The sequence below is a fragment of the Paraburkholderia caribensis genome (assembly GCF_002902945.1).
Lineage (GTDB): Bacteria > Pseudomonadota > Gammaproteobacteria > Burkholderiales > Burkholderiaceae > Paraburkholderia > Paraburkholderia caribensis.
The window spans coordinates 493,665-511,969 of record NZ_CP026102.1 but is presented as its reverse complement, the minus strand read 5'-3'; the positions used below and the strand labels follow the sequence as shown (position 1 = coordinate 511,969).

Genomic DNA, 18,305 nt, shown 5'->3' with positions numbered 1-18,305 from the left:
TCAGCCTCCCTGCCTGTCGACCCAGATGTCGTACGCACTCGCCGGTCCGTCGAGCTGCGGCTCGAAGCCCACGCCGTGGACCGTCGACTTCGCCGCGAGATGGTAAGCGGGCGCGAACAGCGGCACGATGAACGCTTCGTCGACCGCACGCTTCTGCACGAACGCGAGCAGCTTGCGCCGCTCGTCGCCGATGGGCAGCAGCCGCGCCCGGTTGATCGTATCGACGATGGTCGCGTCGGGCGTCTTGATCGCGTTATAGAGGAAGCCCTGGTCGCCGAGCATGTCCCACAGTTCCATCGCGACATCCGACGGATTGTCGGTGTTCGGGTAGATGGTCCAGTTGCCCGTCGCCTTCTGGTTCGCGAAGTCGCCCGCCGTGGTGATGCGCAGCCCGAGATCGAGGCCGATGTTCTGCCGCAGCGCCGACTGGATGGCGCGGATCAGCACGTCGCGACTATCGCGCACATAGGGCTGCGGGTAGCCGACTTCGATCGACAGCCGCTTGCCGTCCTTCGTGCGAAAGCCCTCGCTGTCGCGCGTCGTCCACCCTGCTTCGTCCAGCAGACGGTTGGCCTGCTTGATGTCGTTGCCCCACGAATGCTTGAGCTCGGCGTTGTAGTCGGGATTGTCGGGCCCGATGTTCGACCATGCGCGCTGCACCGTGCCGAGATAGACGCTCTTGACGATCGCATCGAGATCGAAGCCGTCGCGCAGCGCACGACGCACGTTGACATCGATCGCGGGCGCGACCGTGTAGTTGATGTTCAGCGTGAAGGAGGTCGTCGCGGACGGACCCGTCAGGTACTGGAAGCCATCCACCTTGTCGAATACGGCGGCGTCCGTCGGCTGCACGCCTTCGATCAGATCGACCTGACCCGAACTGAGCGCGCCCGTGCGCACGGCAGCCTCGGGAAGAAAGCGGTACGTCACCTGTTCGAGCCAGGCTTGCCCTTGATGCTGCGCGTTCTCCGGCGCCCATTTGTAGTCGGCGTTGCGCGTGAAGGTCGCCGATTGTCCGCGCTGGTAGGCACTGAACACGAACGGCCCCGTGCCGACGATGCCGGGACCGCCGCCGCACAGATCCTTGTTTTCCGCGAGCGCCTTGGGCGAGATGAAGCCGAGCTTCACGCTCGACAGCGATTCCAGCGTGGTGGAATCCGGCTGTTCCATCACGAGACGCGCGACATACGGCGACACCACTTCGACATGATCGAAGTGCACCAGCAACGAAGCCGATGCCGACGTCGTACTGACGTTCTTCAGGATGTAATCGAAGTTGGCTTTCACGGCGTTCGCATCGAACGGCGTGCCGTCGGTGAAATGCACGTCGTCGCGCAAGTTGAACGTGTAGCTCTTGCCGTCGTCGGCCACGGTCCACGATTTTGCGAGCCAGGGCGCGTAGGTGCCGTCCGTCTTCTTGCTGATCAGCGAATCGATGTAGTTGCGGATGACCCAGAAGGCGTTCTGCTGTGACGCGCGATGCGGATCGAAACACGCCGGTTCGGTCGTCACGCCCCATGTCAGCGTGCCGCCCGCGACAGGCTTCAATGATTGGGCGCGTTGTGTTGTCGTGTCGGCGTCCGATTTGCTGCAGCCGCTGATCGCGAGTAAAGCGCTGGCGGCCAGGGTGCCGAGTAAGGCGAAAGCGGTTTTCTTCAGGTCGAACGTGCGTGTGCGGGTGGAAGCGTCGTGAATCATCGGTCGGAGTTGGGAGAGTAATCCCACAGCGTAAGTAAAGACTTTCGCGTTCTCCAACGAATCAATCTTGCTATCGATAGCTGGCACGCAAGCAAGGAGCAACGCGCGCTCGCTTGGGTGTTGATTTACGCCAATATCGCGCCGACCCTGTCCGCGATGTTCTCTATTTGATGAGAATAGCCATTCGCTTAGCAGCGCCACTCAATTGCAAAGCGCGAGATATCCTAACCGGCACGCTGCGGGTGAAAGCGTCCAACGCGGCACTGCGAATGGCCACCAACGTAGCCGCGTCGAAATGCCTGGCCGCACAGACGCTCAGATCCGTTGAGTCGTCGTCTTCATGCGCGTTGCGCAAGCCGGCGGACCAGGCGGTCGCCGGCAAACTGTACGGCCGTGACGATCGCGATCAGCAACACGATGACCGTCACCATCACAGTCGTGTCGAAACGCTGGTAGCCGTAGCGGATCGCCAGATCGCCGAGCCCGCCCGCGGCGACGGCGCCCGCCATCGCCGACGAGCCGATCATCGCGACAACCGTGATCGTGAAGCCGCCCAGAATGCCCGGCAGTGCTTCCGGCAGCAACACATGCCAGATGATGTGGCGGCGCTGCGCGCCCATCGCCTGGGCCGCTTCGACGAGACCGCGATCCACCTCGCGCAGGCTCACTTCCGCGACGCGCGCAAAAAACGGAATCGCCGCGATGGAAAGCGGCACGATCGCGGCCCATACGCCGATCGTCGTGCCGACCAGCACGCGCGTGAGCGGCAACAGCGCGACGAGCAGAATGATGAAGGGCGTCGACCGAAATGCATTGACCAGCGCGCCGAGTGTCGAATTCACCGCGCGCCGTTCATAGATGCCGCCGCGCGTGGTCGTGACCAGCACCAGCGCGAGCGGAATGCCGACGATCAGCGCGACGACGGCCGAAATGCCGACCATCAGCACCGTGTCGCGAATCGCGCCCGTCAGTTCCGAAAGCCAGAGTTCAGACATAGCCGAGTACCTCCACGTGATCCGCGTGTCGCCGCGCACGTTCGATCAACGCGGCGATGTGGCTCGCGAACGGCCCGGGACCGGCCAATTGCGCCGCCACCACGAGCCGTCCCTGTGCATGACCCTGAATGCGATCGATGCCGCCGTGCAGGAAGCTGACGCGGCCGCCGTCCACGGTCAACGCCGCGCTCAGCGCCGCGAGGTCCGGATCGTGACCGTTGGCGCCCGTGTAACGCACGTCGAGCAGAATATCGGTGGCGTCGCGCGGCAATGCATCGGCGCTCGCGGGCTTGAGGCGTGCGGCGAGATCGTCGGGAAGATCGTGCACCAGCGTGCGCAACAGCGCGCGCGTCGCGTCGTGTTGCGGCGCGCCGAACACGCGCCACACGGCCCCCGTTTCGACGACGGCACCCTGTTCGATCACGGCAACGGTATCGCACACCTCGCGTATCACGGCCATCTCGTGCGTGATGAGGATGACCGTGAGGCCGAGACGCCGGTTGATATCGCGCAGCAGCGCGAGAATGGACTGCGTCGTTTCCGGGTCGAGCGCGGAGGTCGCTTCGTCGCACAGCAGAATGTCGGGATCGTGCACCAGCGCGCGTGCAATGCCGACGCGTTGCTTCTGTCCGCCCGAAAGACTCGCCGGATACGCATTGCGTTTGGCCGACAGGCCGACGAGTTCGAGCAGCGCCGAGACCTTGCTCTCGATGGCCGCCTTGGGCACGCCCGCGATCCTGAGCGGCAACGCGATGTTGTCGTACACGGTTTTCGCCGACAACAGATTGAAGTGCTGGAAAACCATGCCGATGCGCCGCCGCAACGCAACGAGCCCGCGCTCGTCGAGTTCGCCGACGCTCACGCCGTTCACGCGCACCGCGCCCGAGGTCGGCTTTTCGAGTCCATTGACGAGACGCAGCAATGTCGATTTACCCGCGCCGCTGCGGCCGATAATGCCGAATATTTCGCCACGGCGGACATCCAGTCGCACCTTCGCCAACGCGACTGCATGCTCGCCGTGTGGCGTGGAAAATACCTTGCCTGCATCGTCGAAGACGACGGCGGGCGCGGTGTCGTCCTGCGGCGCCGGCTTGACGGCAAGCGCCGGGCTTTCTTCGATGAAACCCGCTACGTCGAGCAGATGGGTCATGTCGTCGGTTCCTTTTCAGGCGGCTGGTTCATGCGAGCGCAGCGCGCACGGCCCGCATTGAACGTGGCATCACCAGGCAACGGCGTACAGATTGCCGAACGCCTTGTCGAGCGCGGCGCGCACGGCAGGCGAATGCTGATAGATCGAAATGAACTTGCGGATGCGTGGGTCATTGACACTTTCCGGACGCACCACCCATTGAATGGCGAAGTTCTTGTTTTCGAGGCCGTCGAAGAGCAATGCGCTATTCGGGTCGGTCGTGCCCGCGAGTTTGATGAAGCTCGGATAGCCCTGCGCGAGATCGACGTCGTCGAGCGACCGCGCCAACTGTGACGCTTCGAGCGCAACGATCTTCAGATGCTTCGGGTTATCGACGATATCCAGCGTGGTCGCGCGATAGTCGACGCCCGGTTTCAGCTTGATGAGTCCGGCGCGTTGCAGCAGCAACAGTCCGCGACCGCCGTTGACGGGGTCGTTCGCAATCGCAACCGTCGCACCGTCCTTGAGATCTTCAAAGCGCTTGACCTTCTTCGAATACAAACCGATCTTCATGATGGTGCCGGGCGCGATCGGCACGAAGTCGTAGCCGCCCTGCTTCTTCGCGTTTTCGAGGAACGGAATGTGCTGGAAGTAGTTGACGTCGATGTCCTTGTTGGCGAGTGCCGCATTCGGCGTGTTCCAATCCGTGAATTCGATGATCTTGACGTCGAGGCCTTGCTGTCGGGCCTCCTGAGCCGCGATCTTCAAGGCTTCGATTTGCGGGCTGGTTGCCGTGCCGATCTTCAGGGTCGGCGTGTCGGCAGCAAAAACGCCAGCGCCATTGAACGCGAACGCAACGAGGATGGCGTGGATCGCCAGCCTGTTCCGCGCAAGGAAGACACGCTTTAATGCAGACAAAAATTGACTCATGCTCTACTCTCGACAAGGGGATGTTCCGGTTCCGGGCACGTGCGAATACGGGCGTGTCGGGTCACGCTTCGATGGAATCGCGATGCACGGATAGACTGTGTGTCCGCCGGCGCTGAGCGCCGCGCGCGGACGACCGCCGCGCTGGATCAGCGCCGACAGTGGGAAATGGGACGGGTGTTGGGGTAAATCATCGCCTCTCTCCAGATGAGGTCAAACGATCATAGAGGGGCGCAAAAAAGCGGTCTACCAAGCGATTGGCAAATGGAAATCGCGAAACGCGATATATAAGTTCTCTATTCGACAATCAACCGTCGACGCCGCCGCTGGACTACCATTAATGGAATGAGTAATCTGTGGACGCAGGATGACGTTTGATGGCCACGCCAGCTTTGATCTTCGTCCCGGGGAGGACTCATGGAAGTGAGCACCGAAACGCTTGTCGACATGCTTAGAGAAGTTGAAGCAGAAGATCCCATCGACTACGCAGACCTGCCGTTTGGAGAGCAAGAACTCCGCCGCCTGATTGTCAGTTCGCTCGTTGAACGTCACCACAACGTGGAGACGGGCATGTCCGTCTCCGATATTCATGCGTTGTATCTGCTGAGCACCGCAAAGCTCGTGCTTGAAAACACCGTGCTCCATGCGCGATTGCTGCTTCTTCAAGGGCATCGACTCGACATCGAGTCGCTGTTGGCGCCCTTCACGCTCAAAGGAAAGCGGAGCTGATTTGGCAGCCCCGCATTGTGCGTCCGTCCACCAATACTACCGGCAACAGCCTTACTGGGACGCGACGCGCGATGCGGTAGAGGAACAGTCCAGCAAGCTGTAACCATTCGGACAAGCGCGACGGAGCATGGCAGTCACCATCAACCGATGAGCCGGCGATACGCGCTGAGATGCCGCAAGAGTCCCTGTCTGTCGCCGCGTATCTCACTCAGGCGGGCAAGATTGAAATGCGCGTCGGCATGGGCGGGGTCGAGCTGGAGGCATCGCTCATAGGCTTCCATCGCCGGCGCGTAGCGTTTGAGTTCCTCCAGCGCGACAGCGCGGTTGAAATGCAGCAGCGCATCGTCCGGAAAATGCGCTAGCCCGCGCTCGAATACGGCCAGCGCTTCTTCGCAGCGCGTTTCGGTCTCGCAAAGCAGCACGCCAAGATTGGTGTAGGCGTGGTAGTGCGGTGCGTCGGCCAGTTCGAGCACCTTGCGGTACGCCTGCTCGGCGCCGACGACATCTGAACTGGCAAGCTGCTCGGCCAGCGCGAACCATTCCTCGGCCTGCTGCTCTTTGCTTCGCAGTGTGCGGGGCGCGGCGTCAAGAAAGGCAACCTCGCCCCCGAGCGGGGCGACCTCGAAATCGAGCAGATGCTGCCCTGAGGCCGCGTCCCATTGAGATTGCCCCGTCTTGACCGCAATGGTGTCACCGACGGCCGTGATACGAATGCCGGAAAGAGGAAGCTCGTCAGGAAGTTCGGCCTTCAGCCTGGCAAGCGCGCGCAAAATCTTGCGCGATGTGATTTTTGCTGCTTGCAACTGGAATGCTGTGCGCAACACCACGACGTCCTGAAACGTAAATCGCAACTCGTTGCGCGGACCGCGAGAAGGCTCGACGAATCCGGCCTCGATTAGCCCGGAAAGCACGCGTCGCGAAACGCCCAGCAAAGATTGAAGGCTGCGCAGCGAGTAGTCGTGTGATTGATTGCGCCTGCTCACTTTCGAGCTCGAACCTTTGCCGGCGGCGCTTCTTTGACTTCAGGCGCGGATGCGGCTCGCCTGGCGGGCCGACGGGGCTTGCTCGCCAGCACCGCGACATCGACAGGCGCAACTTTCTTCGACGCAGGCGTCTTCGCTTGCCCGGCTTTCTTCGTCTTGTTGGCGCTGAGGCTCGCGCGCAGCGCCTCCATGAGATCGATTACCTGCGCGCCCGTGTCTTCGGCAGACGCCTCTGGCGAGACGATCTGCTTACCGGCGATCTTGCGGTCTATGGCTTCCAGAATCCGCTTCTTTTCCTCGTCTTCGTATGCCGACGGATCATAAGCATCTTCTGAAACCTGGTCGATTATCTGCAGCGCGAGTTGCAACTCGGCATCCGTCACGGCGATCTGCTCGATGTGCAAGTCGGCCAGTGCGCGCACTTCGTCTGCGAACAATAACTGCTGGAACACCATGCCTTCATCGGCCGGGCGGATCTGAACGATACGGGTCTTGCCCTTGTACGACCATTTGGCCAAGGCGCAGCGCTCGCTTTCTCGCATGGCCTGCTGCAGGAGGCAGTATGGCTTGCCGCCGCGCTTGTCGGGCGCGATGAAGTAGGCCTTGTCGTAGTAGAGCGGGTCGACTGATTTTTCCGGGACGAACGAGACAATCTCTACAACGTGCGAGGCACCTTCTTCCAGGGCTTTGAGCTCTTCGGGTGCGAAGACGACGAACTGGCCCTTCTCGAACTCGTAGCCCTTCTTCATATCCACCCGCGCCACGACTTCGCCCGTGGCCTCGGAAATATACTGTTGCTTCACGCGATCGCCCTCTGGCGTCAGCAGATTGAAGCCGATTCCTGACGCAGTCTCGGTTGCCGAATACAGCTTCACGGGAATGGAGACGAGGCCGAAGGAAAGCGTGAGAGATGCGATTGAACGCGCTGCCATGACATCCTCCTGGTGGCCACCGGATGCGGTCGCACGGATGCTACGAATATCCGGCTTGTCGGCCCGGGCGGGTGGACGCGGCCTTGACTGGATATCGTGCCGCGCCCGGTCGTCGAGCAGTTGAGCACTTGATGTGCCTATTCTACGACCAACCAGCCGCTTGCCCATTCAATGGCGCGGCCCCGCATGAGCCATGGGTCCGGCGGTGGCGGTATCGCGCACTCCGGCATACTGGCGAATAGCCTGGACAATCTCGACAGCCTTCGCATATCGAGCCCGAGTTCGCCCCCACACCTCCTTCCGATGCGATATGCCTCGTACTCGCGGCGCGCGGCCGCGCTGACTATCGATTCAATCTGGTGGACAGCCGTCGTGCTGTTCGTCCCGCTCGGACCTTCGACAGAGGACATCCTGGCGGCACCCGAGTCGTACGCTGGAAGCATCGTGTTCTGGCTGGCAATCGGGCAATGCCTTCCCATCCTGTTGACGGGCGTGATGTGGGCTGTATGGGGCACGTCACCAGGCAAACGCGCGTTGCGGCTTCGAATCGTGGACGCCGATACCGGACGCGCGATGACCGTGCGACAAGCCGGCCTGCGCACGTTCGGATATCTCCTGAGCTTCGCGACGTGCGGCGCCGGATTTCTATGGGTGCTGTTCAACGAGCGGAAGCAAGCGTTGCATGACCGGATAGCCAATACGACTGTGGTCGAGGACGAAACGCGCGACCACGCCGCGACTTGAGCCACTCTCATACTCGGAGCGTAACGAGTCGGAATCCCATCTTCACGTCAATTTCCCCTGCCGGGATGGGCAGTCGTTTTGCATCCATTGCATTCTGGTCGTCGTATACGAGATCAGAACGATGCCCGCGACGGGACCAAGGCGCGGCCGGGCGGTGGTCGGGCGCCTGCGGCACACAACGGGCATCGAAAGCGAAAAGCGCTGAGCGCTTGCACGTCGCCGCCAGGCAGGCATCCTGTTCAGCGGCACATTGAATCCGGCGACATGCAAATGTTCGCCGGCACGCCCAGGAGTCATGTGATGAGAAACGCAACGCGGAAAGTCATGTTGGTACAAGCGTGCGTCGCCGCGCTGTGCGGATGCGCGGCAACGTTCGCGCAAGCCGGCGGGAACGGCAACGGCGGAAACGGCAGCGGCGGCGCTCACGGCGCAGCGACGGCCGGGATGACGTATCACGGCGAGCCGGTGACGAGCCCATGGAACCGGACTCCCGGCGATACGCCGCGAAAGGCGACCGGGAGCACAGCCGATATGCCCGGCATGACATCCGGTGAAGGTGCCGACGGCGCAACGCCCCGTCAGTAGTCGCAGTTGCGTCGCAAAGTGGTGTCAGTACGCGTGCATTTTTATTTTGCAATGCACCATAGAGGGTGTACTATAGGGTTAATACCTAGGCAATAACCCTGAATGGAGTTTGCAATGAGCTACGCGACTGCTACCTCGACGCCTGCGAAAGGCGGTTTCTTCGCCCGTGTGCGCGAATTTTTCGTCGACGCATGGCGCACCCATCTGGAAGTGTGCGAGATCATGGCCGAATCGCATCGTCGCCCGCACTGAGACTATCGCGACGGTTTTGCGGGCGGCCCCGTCTAGGCGGCGCTTGCGAACGAAGTGAGAGCCGTTGTACACGGCGGGCAAGGGCTGAAACGGCTCAGTGGCGCATCGACTGCGCGAACCATTCGCGCGGCAGCCGCATACCCGCGCCTTGTCTGACTGCCTCGCTGCAGGCCGTACCGCCGTTATTGGCTCAATTTGCGGTACAGCTGGTTGGCGCGCGACAGATGCGCGTGCATGGCTTCCGCAGCGGCATCGCCGTCACGCGCCGCGATGGCTTCGACGATGCGCTGATGCTCCGCCAAGGTCAGTTCTTCCGCGCCGGGCGCCCGCACGAGCGGCCGATAATATTCGCCCGCCCAGCGGAACAGCGACTCGACGATCGACGGGAAAATCGGATTGCCGCTGATCCTCGCGATCTCGCGGTGAAACGCCATGTCGCGCTCGACAAACTCTTCCAGATTGACCATCGACGCCCGGTGTTGCGCGACGCTCAATTGCAGTCGCGCCACGTCTTCTTCGGTCGCGCGCTCGGCGGCCATGCGCGCGGTGCCCGTTTCGAGAAAGAGGCGCGCGTGCTTGAGATGCTCGAGCATCTGCGGGTCGGTGCGCAGCAAATGCATCGCGCCGCTGGCAATTTGCCCGATCAGCCGGTCGGCCGTCGGCACGACGACGCGCGCGCGCTCCCCATGCACGATCTCGACGATGCCCGAGCGTTCGAGCGTCTGCAGCGCCTCGCGCACGGCAGGCCGGCCGACGCCATAGATTTCCATCAGTTCCCGCTCTGACGGCAGTTGCGCGTCGGGCGCTATTTCGCCCGAGCGGATACGCTCCATCAGACGGTCCACCACTTCCTGGTACAGCTTCCGACGCGGGATGATCTCGCCCATTACATTTCAGCGACAAGCTTCTGGTGTAATGACAATACCATATACCGGTGGGTTCTTGCGAAGAAAGAAATGGCCACTGGATTACCGTGAAACCAGCCGACGGCCGTTGGTGCTCGTCGTCACAATCCACATCATCACTTGTGGTGTTATGATGTCATCACACCAGCAGCGTTACAGTCGATAAGGAGAACCGAGCCAGGGTTTTCGCCTGGTGTCGCGCAGGTGGGATCAGATTGAACAGGCTTCGGTGGGGCGAGCGTTCGTGTCGCCGGTTCAGCGCGTTGGCGGGAATGGCGGGAATGGCGGGATTGGCGTTCCGGCGGCTGCTTCGTCCGGACTCTGGCTTCGCAAGGACAAAAAAAATGACCCCGAAGGGTCATTTTCTGATGCCGGAAACGCCTTACTGCGGCTGGATGTTCGCTGCTTGCTTGCCCTTCGGGCCTTGCTTCACTTCAAACGTCACTTTCTGGTTTTCCTGGAGCGATTTGAAGCCGCTCGACTGGATTTCCGAAAAATGTGCGAACAGGTCTTCACCACCGCCGTCCGGCGTGATGAAACCAAAACCCTTTGCATCGTTGAACCACTTCACCGTACCTGTTGCCATTTGCTAGATTCCCAAAATTGATGTTGCGCGTCGCTGGCGCCGCGCCAGCCGTGCGATGCACTTTTTAACATGGAGTCGTGGTTCCTCACAATCAGCATTTGCGCCTGAGCGGGCTTTCACACTGGAAACTTGCTCGCGGCGCGTCATCTCGAACGCATAAAAGGGCGTCGGCTCCCGTCCGGAGACCCTTCATGCCGTGTACCGAGGCGGGCCGCACCGTCAGACGCAAGGCAATCGTGAACAGATCCTCAGATTTACCCAAAGCGGCCGTTCGACGCCAGAGGTACGGGTTCGATCGGGGATTTTGTCACCGGCGTCGTCAGTTTTCAGCGAACGCCCGTATTTATCCTGTTGCCCGCCTCGTCCGGACGGGAGCGCGATCCTTGCGAAGGTGGCTGGACCTGGACGGCTCCGACAGTCGACGCAAGCTATCCGAAAACCCGTGCCCAGGCGGCCCGGATTCGCCGGCCCCGGTCTTCAAGAAGATATGAGGCGGCCAGCGCGAACAGACCGGACACGACGCCCGTCGCCACGTGCTCGACAACGGGAAGGCGGTAGTGACTGGCATGCGAGTATGCGTCGCCCAAAGTCGTCAGACAGCCGACGATCAGCGCATTCCCATATCGATGTGAGTAGAGTTTCGCGGCTGGCGTGAAGGTCAACAGCACCGCGAGAATTCCGGTGAGCAGTCCGGTCTGGACTGCAATCGCCCAATGTACAAGGCTCAAGATGTTGCCCCAGCTCCCCGGCATGCAGGTCATACAGGCGCTGGTGGGCTGCCAGAAACGCTGGGCAAACAAGCTCATCCGGCGTTTCCATTCACTTGCCATGATGTACTCCCCGTCATGGATGCTCGGAACACGTGCCCGAGGAAATCATCATCCAGGGAGCAGCGTATCCACGGTGGAATAATACATCGCGACTGGATTTTCTCCCCGCTTACCGGTGCCCATCGTATTCATCCGGACTCCAAATCATCTCGACGAAAATGAAGCAAAACGAAGCGGCGATCTGGTGCACAGTCCGCGTGAACCGGTGGACGTATTGTTGCGCTGCACGCTGACAGGCGGCCTGGCGAATTGGCATACGGTAGGGATTTCACCAAGTATTCGCGAAATCACTGCTGTGCGACGCTATGCCTCAGTGCCATTCCTCATGGAGACAGGCATGCAATCTGAGAAACACAAGAAAGCGGCAGTCGGAGCTTTTCTTAATCGGTCGGCTCTGTTCCTGCTGATGTTGCCAGTTGCCTTCTTTTTCTGGGCTCTCCACGCCTACCCAGCTCACGAAGCATGTTGGCTTGGCGTCGCCACTGCCATCTATGTCTGGCCTGTCGCTGGAGTTCTCTTTGTCATCGCCGCAGGGTTTCACGTCGGCCCAGCCAGTCAACGAATGAAAACAGCCGCCGAATTGCGGCAAGCACACGGGCACTAGCTGTCGGCAGTGACGGGTGCAATGTAGTCGAAGGCCTCGGCAGAGGCCCTCGACTATGAACCTCGTCAGACGGAAATCAGTGCAGCCCAGCGCAGGCGCGTATCGGCGTTAACGGAAGATGCGCGCTATGTTCAGGCTGGTCTGTGACGGGTCGTGTCTCGATTACTCCTGCTACTGATCAGGCCGTTTCGGCACGGTCTCTGAAAACATAACGCACCGAGCCTGCCTTATAAGAGGCTCGGGGCGTAATCAATTGGCGCACGCTAATCTGCAATGCGTTTGAAACTGGCGTAGTAGTCGTCGGTGTAGTAGCAGTCACTGATCTGCTTGCGCGGTCCACCACATACGATACGGCGTAGTCCGCGATCCGCTGAGCCAGGCGTGCGAACTGTGTATGCGTGGTAATAGCCGCGTGGATGCTGCGGCAGCAATGCCGCGCTGTTGCGGAACAGAACACCGTCCTCGCCAAAAGGGAAAGGGCCGCCCGCTTTGATCAAACGCAGGGTTTCGCCTGCTTCGGCCGGCAACTGCGCCTTGGTGACGACGGCAGGCGCGCTCGGCGCCTGCGCGCCCGATGCGGCGCTTGAGCCGCTCGCGGCTTGCCCAGGCTGAACCTGCGCCTCACTCGCGGATGCGCCCGGTTCCTGAGTACCATTTCCCGATCCGCCCTTGCCGCATCCGCCCAGGATCACGCTCAAGCCGAGGATGCAGGGGAAAGCCCATGCTCGCTTCACGAAATGATTGTCTCCGCGTTGACTGGCATTCGACGTTCATGAACGATTTCAGGGTATCGCTAATGGCAAAGTGAAGCAATGTCCGGCCGGAAATAGGCGTTTTTTACCCGGCGACCAGGCTGATGCGCGCTTCATGGCGTTCGAGAAGCCGTCCAATGAAACAAGGCGCTTAAGCTTCCAGGGATGATTGCGCAAGCAGAGCCAATGACGTCGACAGCTTATGTTTTCCGAAAAACTCATGGCTCAACGGGTACATCCCGGTCGTCGCCCATGCCGTGATATCCACCCTGAAATATGACCGTCACGTGGCGCGGGTTGTCTGCACGATAGACGTTGGCATAGATGGGAGTCGCCACGACGCCCGCACCGCAGTCGAATTTCAGATCCTTGTCGACTTGTCCACTTTTGATATTGATAAGACGCAGCCGCACCATCGACAACGAACAATCCGCCGAAGACTGGTACACACCGAGCAACAGATGGTTCTTCGTGTGATGCCACATCGGTATTTCGACAATACCGGACACCCGAGGTGTTTGAGGACCGGTGTCGTTGAGACTGCCGACTTGATGCAGCGAGATCGGCAGGACTCTTGTTCCAACCCGCCATTCCCCCGATGCGTTCGTATCACTCACTTTCAGCGCAATAGGACAAGTAACAGGGTGCGTGGGCGAAGCGGCAGGCACCGCTGGCGAATCGCCAAACGAAACAGGCTCTACTGCTTCGCATAACTGCATCTCTCCATTGGGTTGGCGCTTACCTTGCAATGGAATGGGAATGCGATGGGCATCGTAGTAGTAACTGCCATCTACGCGCCACTGACCAGGCTCATTGCGGTTGATGTCATCGTAGGTCTGCAATGACACATGAACAGGAAGGCTGCCAATCGTCCCCGCATAGTTCCTGATCTCATACCACCCGGCATGGGCAGATGAAGCGATGAGCAAAATCACGAATGAGATCGTGCGAGAGAAGTTTCGTTTGCGTTTCATCGGTTATTTTCAGTTGTCGCCTGACATGACGTCTACGGACTATCGACGCGATTCACGTCACGATGCCGAATGTTACCAACTAGCCAAAAGAGGAGAAACGACATCGGCCGTTCGCGGCCGACCCACCCGATCACGCATACGGCAGGTTTCCTTTCGTGCAATTACAAAGCATCAAGTCTCGCGCGACGGTCCCGATAACCCGATTGTACGTCGCTACCGTGCATTCGATTTTCGACCGTCTCTCCAAGCGCTGAATAAAGGAAGCGTCTGTCCCATGTCGCCTGATCCGATCAACATGAACTCGTCTGTCACCACACCGCCACCGCCCGAGCCTCCTCAATCAAAGGATGCATCGTCGACGGCCAGCACGGCCGACCGCAGCAACGATGCACTGATGGCAGCACTCAAGCGTACGTTGACGCGACTCGGCATCGATGCATCGACGGGCTTGACCACCAGCGACAGTTTCAACGACAACGCCGACGCCTTGTCGTTACCGAGGCGCGTGAGTGCGTCGAGCGCATCACTGATCGCGGCGCTGTATCAGGCACTCGAATTGCAGCAGTCAATCGCCTTGGCCAATGGCGCGAGCATATCGAGCAAAGACTCGAACGACGCGCTTTCCGTCGTGACCGATATCCAGCCATCCAGTTCGGCAGTCAATGGTTATCGAGATCTCGGCGCTCAGATTGCCGATCTGGCGAAGATGTCCACTAACGTGGCAAGCATCGACGATACGTCTACGGACGAATGGGATTTCGATATCGACGATTCCGAAAACTTTTCCAGCGCTAACACGCAGCCGGACGACCCGATGACATCCGCAATTGGACAATTGAATCAGGCATTAAACGATCATGTCGTGACGCTCGCGCAGAGTGCAAACGCGAAAGTCTCGCTGGCTGCGGTACTCGACGGATTATCCGACGAGACGAAGGGAGTCCAGTGGCGGCCGCTTGGCGTGCTGATCGACGTGCAGGCGTAATGCCCGATCAACGCCTTAAGCGATTGTGAAAGATGTGTCGACTGTTGAAAATCCAGGCATGTCGTTGCCCAGAACACGGACTTGCGCGCGTCCTTCGCATTCGGCACGGTAAAGAAGCGCATCAGGATGTTGCGAATCGATGCCATATGAGCCTCGTCGATATCGAGCAGACTCACCACATGACCGGCCAGCGCGAGGCGGCCACCGAAGAACGAGCCCATGGCGCCAGCGCCCAGGATTGCGGTCTGCATGGCGCGCTCCTCAGAACGCGATGGCCACAAGCAAGCAGACACCGCAAAGCAGGACTGGTCACGGCGGCACGCCACCTTCAGCGTCGCCGCCGCGCACCGTCGACGGCTTGCGCGAACTCGTGGTGAAAATCGGTCGCGACGGACACGCTCGCCTCGCCGCTTGTGCCGCCTGCGACCCACGCATTTTTGATCCCACACGAAAGCAGTTTCTTCAGCAACAGCATGGGCGCATACCTGGTGTTCTGTGAAGGCCTGCTCAACCTGGTGGCCACGCATCTCGGCAAGCGCTCACTGCAGGCGCTCGAAAGGCGCGAACGGCTGATTACGGCGCTGGGTATCGAAACATAAGGCGTTTCGCGGACGTCGACTAACGCCTCAAACCTCCAGACGGGGGGCTCCCTCAGTCACAAGCTCGAACCTCAGGTACGCTCGCGCATCGTCAGGATGATCTTCCCTACGTTCGCCGCCGATTCCATCCGGCGATGCGCGTCAGCCGCGTTTTCCAGCGCAAACGTGCTGTCGACGACGGGTTCCAGGCTTGCACCGCCGGCGAAGCGTTCGAGCCAATGCTCGCGAAAGCGCCGCACCATTGCATGTTTCTCGGTCTGCGCGCGCGACTTCATCACCGTGCCGATGATCTGCAGATGACGGTACAGGATCTGTTCGAGGCCGACGCTCACGTCACCGCCTCCGCCCAGAATGCCGACCTGCACCAGCCGCCCTCCGTTTGCGAGCGACGCTACGTTCCGCGCGAAATACGGTGCGCCGACGAAGTCGATAACCACATCCACACCGCGTTTATCTGTTTTGCCGGCGACGACTTCCGCGAAGTCCTGCGTCTTGTAGTCGATCGCATGGTCCGCGCCGAGCTGTACGACGCGTTCGAGCTTCGAGCCTTCCGCAGTCGCAAACACCGTTGCACCCGTTGCATAAGCGAGCTGCACCGCCGCCGAGCCCACGCCTCCCGCGGCTGCGTGAATGAGCACCGAATCGCCGCGCTGCAGGCGTCCGAGATGTATCAGCGCCTCGTGCGCAGTCACGAAAACCTCCGGTATCGCAGCGGCATGAACGTAGTCGAGGGCGGCTGGAATCGGCATTGCCATTCTCCAGTCGATACGCGCCACCTCTGCATACGCACCGCCTCCGACCACACCCATGACGCGATCGCCGACCTTGTAGCCCTGCACGGCACCGCCCGTTTCGATCACTTCGCCAGCAATTTCGAGCCCCATGATCGTGGAGTCGCCGAAGTTGGGCCGGCCGTAACCTCCACGACGATGCGTGAGATCCGCGCGGTTGACGCCTGCAGCGTGGACGCGCACCAGCAGATCGTCGGGGCGGACTTCGGGCGCCGGAACATCGGCGAGCTGGAGAACCTCGGCCGCGCCGAACTCCTCGAATGTGATGGCTTTCATTTCAAACCCTCCTGCGTGGCTGATGAACCGGCGGCACTATCCGCCGTTTGAACATTCGCGCCGAGCGTTGCCTGCGCAACCGCCGACGCCGAGATGGCTGCCGGGAACCCTGCGTAGAACGCGAGGTGCGTGATTGCCGCCGACAGTTCCTCCCGCGTGACACCGTTCGTCACGGCACGACGCAAGTGCGACGGCAACTCGTCGAGATGCCCGCCCGTGATCAGCGCGGCGACGGTCACGAGGCTTCGGTCTCGTGGCGAAAGTGCCGGGTCGTTCCAGATGCGCGGGTAGAGCGTGTCGTCGACGAACGCCGAGAGCGCCGGCGTGAAGGCGCGCGCGGCTTCGCGCGGGCTGCTGAAATCTGCTCGAGACATATCGGTGCTCCTGTTAAGCCTGGCTGATGAATTTGCGCGTCAGGTAATACTCGATGCCCTCGGCTCCCCCTTCCGAACCGTGGCCGCTTTCCTTCACGCCGCCGAACGGCAGTTCGGTCGAAACAATGCGGTACTGGTTGATGCCGATCATGCCGGCTTCCAGACCATCGGCCACGTCGATGGCCGTACGCGCGTTGTTCGTGAACGCGTACGCGGAAAGGCCATACGGCAGCCTGTTGGCCTCGGCAAGTCCATCGGCGAGCGCGTTAAAGCGCATCAGCACGGCGATCGGCCCGAAGGGTTCCTCGTGCATCACGCGTGCGTCCATCGGCACGTCCGCGAGCACGGTGGGCTCGAAGAAATAGCCGTCGCCCTCGATCCGCTTCCCGCCGGCCAGCACCTTCGCGCCGCGCGCCACGGCATCGGCGACGAGCTCTTCCATCTTGGCAAGCTGGCGTGGATTCGCCAGCGGGCCGACCTGCGTGCTCGGGTCCATGCCGTCGCCGACCTTGAGCGCTTTGGTAGCGCCGACGAAATGCGCGACAAACTCGTCGTAGACGTCACGCTGGATCAGAAAGCGTGTCGACGAGATGCAGATCTGGCCGGTACCGCGAAAACGGTTCGCCGCGCCTTCGATAGCGGCCTTTTCGACATCCGCATCGTTGAAGACGAGGACGGGCCCGTGGCCGCCGAGTTCGAGCGTGATCGGCTTGACGCCCTCGGCCGCGCGCGCCGACAGCAGGCGGCCGATCGGCACCGAGCCCGTGAAAGTCACCTTGCGGATGACAGGAGAAGCGATCAGATGCTTCGATACTTCATCGGGCACGCCGAATACGACCTGCAGCACGCCCTTGGGCAACCCGGCGTCGTCCAGTGCGCGCGCCAGCGCGAGCGCCGTCGCGGGACTCTCCTCACCCGGTTTGATGATGACGCTGCAACCTGCGGCGAGTGCCGCGGAGAGCTTGCGCGCCGGCGTGATCGCGGGGAAATTCCATGGTGTAAAGGCAGCAACGGGGCCGATCGCCTGCTTCTTCACGAGTTGTTGCACGCCGGGACGATTGGACGGCACCACACGGCCATCTATGCGGCGTGCCTCTTCCGCGAACCATTCGAAATACTCGGCGGCACGCAGGACTTCGTCGCGGCTCTCGGTCAGCGGCTTGCCCTCTTCGAGCGTCATCAGGGTGGCGATGTGTTCGGCGCGCTCACGCATCAGCTCCGCGCTGCGTTTCAGGATGCGGGCGCGTTCGGCCGGCACCGTATTGCGCCAAACGTCGAAGGAACGTTGCGCAACTTTCAGCGCATGGTCCAGATCGGCCGCCGTCGCGAGCGGCACGCGGCCCAGCTCGCGTCGCGTTGCGGGATTGATGACGGGTGCCGTTTCCCGCTCGCTTGCGTCGATCCATTCTCCGTCGATAAAAAGATGCAGTGCTCCGTAGGTGATGCCCATTGCAACAAGCTCCCATGTGAAATTCAGATTCGGATACCGAAGTAAACAGCGTTCGTCACTGATCCGACTGGCGATATCTATTGATGCTGTCTGTACAGTGCGTCGCGTTCTCAGGTCGCGGTCAAGTCGCCAATTCCGTATGACAAGTTCCTGACGCCGGAACCAAGTCTAGGCGCAACACGGAGGATGATTTAGTGGAGTCAGA

19 protein-coding genes and 3 pseudogenes are annotated in these 18,305 nt (G+C 60.9%); 7 read left to right on the top strand and 15 right to left on the bottom strand.

Features of this window, described 5'->3' with window-relative positions:
• The 4 genes and pseudogenes from C2L66_RS18725 to C2L66_RS18710 all read right to left on the bottom strand — a co-directional run.
• Entirely contained in the window at positions 1-1,698 is a 1,698-nt protein-coding gene (locus C2L66_RS18725; RefSeq protein WP_060603859.1) for an ABC transporter substrate-binding protein, read from the bottom strand.
• Positions 1,699-2,036: 338 nt separating this feature from the next.
• Positions 2,037-2,693 carry a methionine ABC transporter permease gene (locus C2L66_RS18720; RefSeq protein ID WP_060603861.1) on the bottom strand — a complete coding sequence of 219 codons (657 nt, stop codon included), beginning with the start codon at positions 2,691-2,693 and terminating at the stop codon, positions 2,037-2,039.
• Positions 2,686-3,843: a methionine ABC transporter ATP-binding protein gene (locus tag C2L66_RS18715; protein ID WP_054932754.1), complete on the bottom strand. Its 1,158-nt coding sequence runs from the start codon at positions 3,841-3,843 to the stop codon at positions 2,686-2,688. Before C2L66_RS18715 ends, C2L66_RS18720 begins: the two co-directional genes overlap by 8 nt.
• Positions 3,844-3,912: 69 nt before the next feature.
• Positions 3,913-4,650 (bottom strand): annotated as a pseudogene (locus tag C2L66_RS18710) (MetQ/NlpA family ABC transporter substrate-binding protein); the annotation flags it as partial.
• A gap of 516 nt (positions 4,651-5,166) precedes the next feature.
• On the opposite strand from C2L66_RS18710, the gene C2L66_RS18705 reads away from it, so the two are divergent.
• Entirely contained in the window at positions 5,167-5,478 is a 312-nt protein-coding gene (locus C2L66_RS18705; RefSeq protein ID WP_036000452.1) for a hypothetical protein, read from the top strand.
• A gap of 140 nt (positions 5,479-5,618) precedes the next feature.
• On the opposite strand, the gene C2L66_RS18695 is transcribed toward C2L66_RS18705, so the two are convergent.
• Together C2L66_RS18695 and ku are read right to left on the bottom strand one after the other, a co-directional pair.
• Positions 5,619-6,461 carry a tetratricopeptide repeat protein gene (locus C2L66_RS18695; RefSeq protein WP_060603864.1) on the bottom strand — a complete coding sequence of 281 codons (843 nt, stop codon included), beginning with the start codon at positions 6,459-6,461 and terminating at the stop codon, positions 5,619-5,621.
• On the bottom strand, positions 6,458-7,393 hold the full coding sequence (ku, locus tag C2L66_RS18690; RefSeq protein WP_054932757.1) for a non-homologous end joining protein Ku: 936 nt from the start codon (positions 7,391-7,393) through the stop codon (positions 6,458-6,460). Before ku ends, C2L66_RS18695 begins: the two co-directional genes overlap by 4 nt.
• 186 nt (positions 7,394-7,579) lie before the next feature.
• Between ku and C2L66_RS18685 the strand changes: the two genes are divergently transcribed.
• The 3 genes from C2L66_RS18685 to C2L66_RS40695 all read left to right on the top strand — a co-directional run bounded on the left by C2L66_RS18685 (position 7,580) and on the right by C2L66_RS40695 (position 8,974).
• A complete protein-coding gene (locus C2L66_RS18685; RefSeq protein ID WP_224101935.1) occupies positions 7,580-8,137 on the top strand; it encodes an RDD family protein in 558 nt (185 codons plus the stop codon).
• Positions 8,138-8,461: 324 nt separating this feature from the next.
• On the top strand, positions 8,462-8,722 hold the full coding sequence (locus C2L66_RS18680) for a hypothetical protein (protein ID WP_231950130.1): 261 nt from the start codon (positions 8,462-8,464) through the stop codon (positions 8,720-8,722).
• A 114-nt stretch (positions 8,723-8,836) separates the two neighbouring features.
• Positions 8,837-8,974: a hypothetical protein gene (locus C2L66_RS40695; RefSeq protein ID WP_156516666.1), complete on the top strand. Its 138-nt coding sequence runs from the start codon at positions 8,837-8,839 to the stop codon at positions 8,972-8,974.
• 182 nt (positions 8,975-9,156) lie between these two features.
• Here the strand turns inward: C2L66_RS40695 and C2L66_RS18675 are convergent, their stop codons facing one another.
• The 3 genes from C2L66_RS18675 to C2L66_RS18665 form a co-directional block, all read right to left on the bottom strand.
• Positions 9,157-9,861 carry a transcriptional regulator NanR gene (locus C2L66_RS18675; RefSeq protein WP_060603870.1) on the bottom strand — a complete coding sequence of 235 codons (705 nt, stop codon included), beginning with the start codon at positions 9,859-9,861 and terminating at the stop codon, positions 9,157-9,159.
• A 400-nt stretch (positions 9,862-10,261) separates the two neighbouring features.
• Complete coding sequence (locus C2L66_RS18670) at positions 10,262-10,465, bottom strand: cold-shock protein (RefSeq protein WP_036000361.1); 204 nt, start codon at positions 10,463-10,465, stop codon at positions 10,262-10,264.
• Between the two features lie 428 nt (positions 10,466-10,893).
• Complete coding sequence (locus tag C2L66_RS18665; RefSeq protein ID WP_060603873.1) at positions 10,894-11,295, bottom strand: hypothetical protein; 402 nt, start codon at positions 11,293-11,295, stop codon at positions 10,894-10,896.
• A 115-nt stretch (positions 11,296-11,410) separates the two neighbouring features.
• Between C2L66_RS18665 and C2L66_RS41680 the strand changes: the two genes are divergently transcribed.
• Complete coding sequence (locus C2L66_RS41680) at positions 11,411-11,899, top strand: hypothetical protein (RefSeq protein WP_227245267.1); 489 nt, start codon at positions 11,411-11,413, stop codon at positions 11,897-11,899.
• Between the two features lie 263 nt (positions 11,900-12,162).
• Here the strand turns inward: C2L66_RS41680 and C2L66_RS18655 are convergent, their stop codons facing one another.
• Together C2L66_RS18655 and C2L66_RS18650 are read right to left on the bottom strand one after the other, a co-directional pair.
• Complete coding sequence (locus tag C2L66_RS18655) at positions 12,163-12,633, bottom strand: ribonuclease (protein ID WP_054932762.1); 471 nt, start codon at positions 12,631-12,633, stop codon at positions 12,163-12,165.
• A 236-nt stretch (positions 12,634-12,869) separates the two neighbouring features.
• Positions 12,870-13,586, bottom strand: a complete 717-nt coding sequence (locus C2L66_RS18650; protein ID WP_233445004.1) for a hypothetical protein — start codon at positions 13,584-13,586, stop codon at positions 12,870-12,872.
• Here C2L66_RS18650 and C2L66_RS18645 point away from each other — a divergent pair.
• Entirely contained in the window at positions 13,573-14,610 is a 1,038-nt protein-coding gene (locus C2L66_RS18645; RefSeq protein ID WP_233445003.1) for a hypothetical protein, read from the top strand. The two genes, C2L66_RS18650 and C2L66_RS18645, sit on opposite strands and share 14 nt — an antisense overlap.
• A gap of 122 nt (positions 14,611-14,732) precedes the next feature.
• Here the strand turns inward: C2L66_RS18645 and C2L66_RS42370 are convergent.
• Positions 14,733-14,831: pseudogene (locus C2L66_RS42370) on the bottom strand (hypothetical protein); the annotation flags it as partial.
• Between the two features lie 168 nt (positions 14,832-14,999).
• Here C2L66_RS42370 and C2L66_RS18635 point away from each other — a divergent pair.
• A pseudogene (locus tag C2L66_RS18635) lies at positions 15,000-15,209 on the top strand (MurR/RpiR family transcriptional regulator); the annotation flags it as partial.
• A gap of 71 nt (positions 15,210-15,280) precedes the next feature.
• Here the strand turns inward: C2L66_RS18635 and C2L66_RS18630 are convergent.
• The 3 genes from C2L66_RS18630 to C2L66_RS18620 are packed head-to-tail and all read right to left on the bottom strand — an operon-like array spanning position 15,281 to position 18,100.
• Positions 15,281-16,276 (bottom strand): NAD(P)H-quinone oxidoreductase, encoded by a 996-nt coding sequence (locus C2L66_RS18630; protein ID WP_060603881.1) that lies wholly within the window; start codon positions 16,274-16,276, stop codon positions 15,281-15,283.
• Positions 16,273-16,650, bottom strand: a complete 378-nt coding sequence (locus tag C2L66_RS18625) for a carboxymuconolactone decarboxylase family protein (RefSeq protein ID WP_060603883.1) — start codon at positions 16,648-16,650, stop codon at positions 16,273-16,275. The genes C2L66_RS18630 and C2L66_RS18625 overlap by 4 nt, the downstream gene beginning before the upstream one ends.
• A 13-nt stretch (positions 16,651-16,663) precedes the next feature.
• The gene (locus tag C2L66_RS18620) at positions 16,664-18,100 is read right to left on the bottom strand and encodes an NAD-dependent succinate-semialdehyde dehydrogenase (protein WP_060603885.1); all 1,437 of its coding nucleotides are present in this window, start codon (positions 18,098-18,100) and stop codon (positions 16,664-16,666) included.
• Between the last annotated feature and the right edge of the window lie 205 nt (positions 18,101-18,305).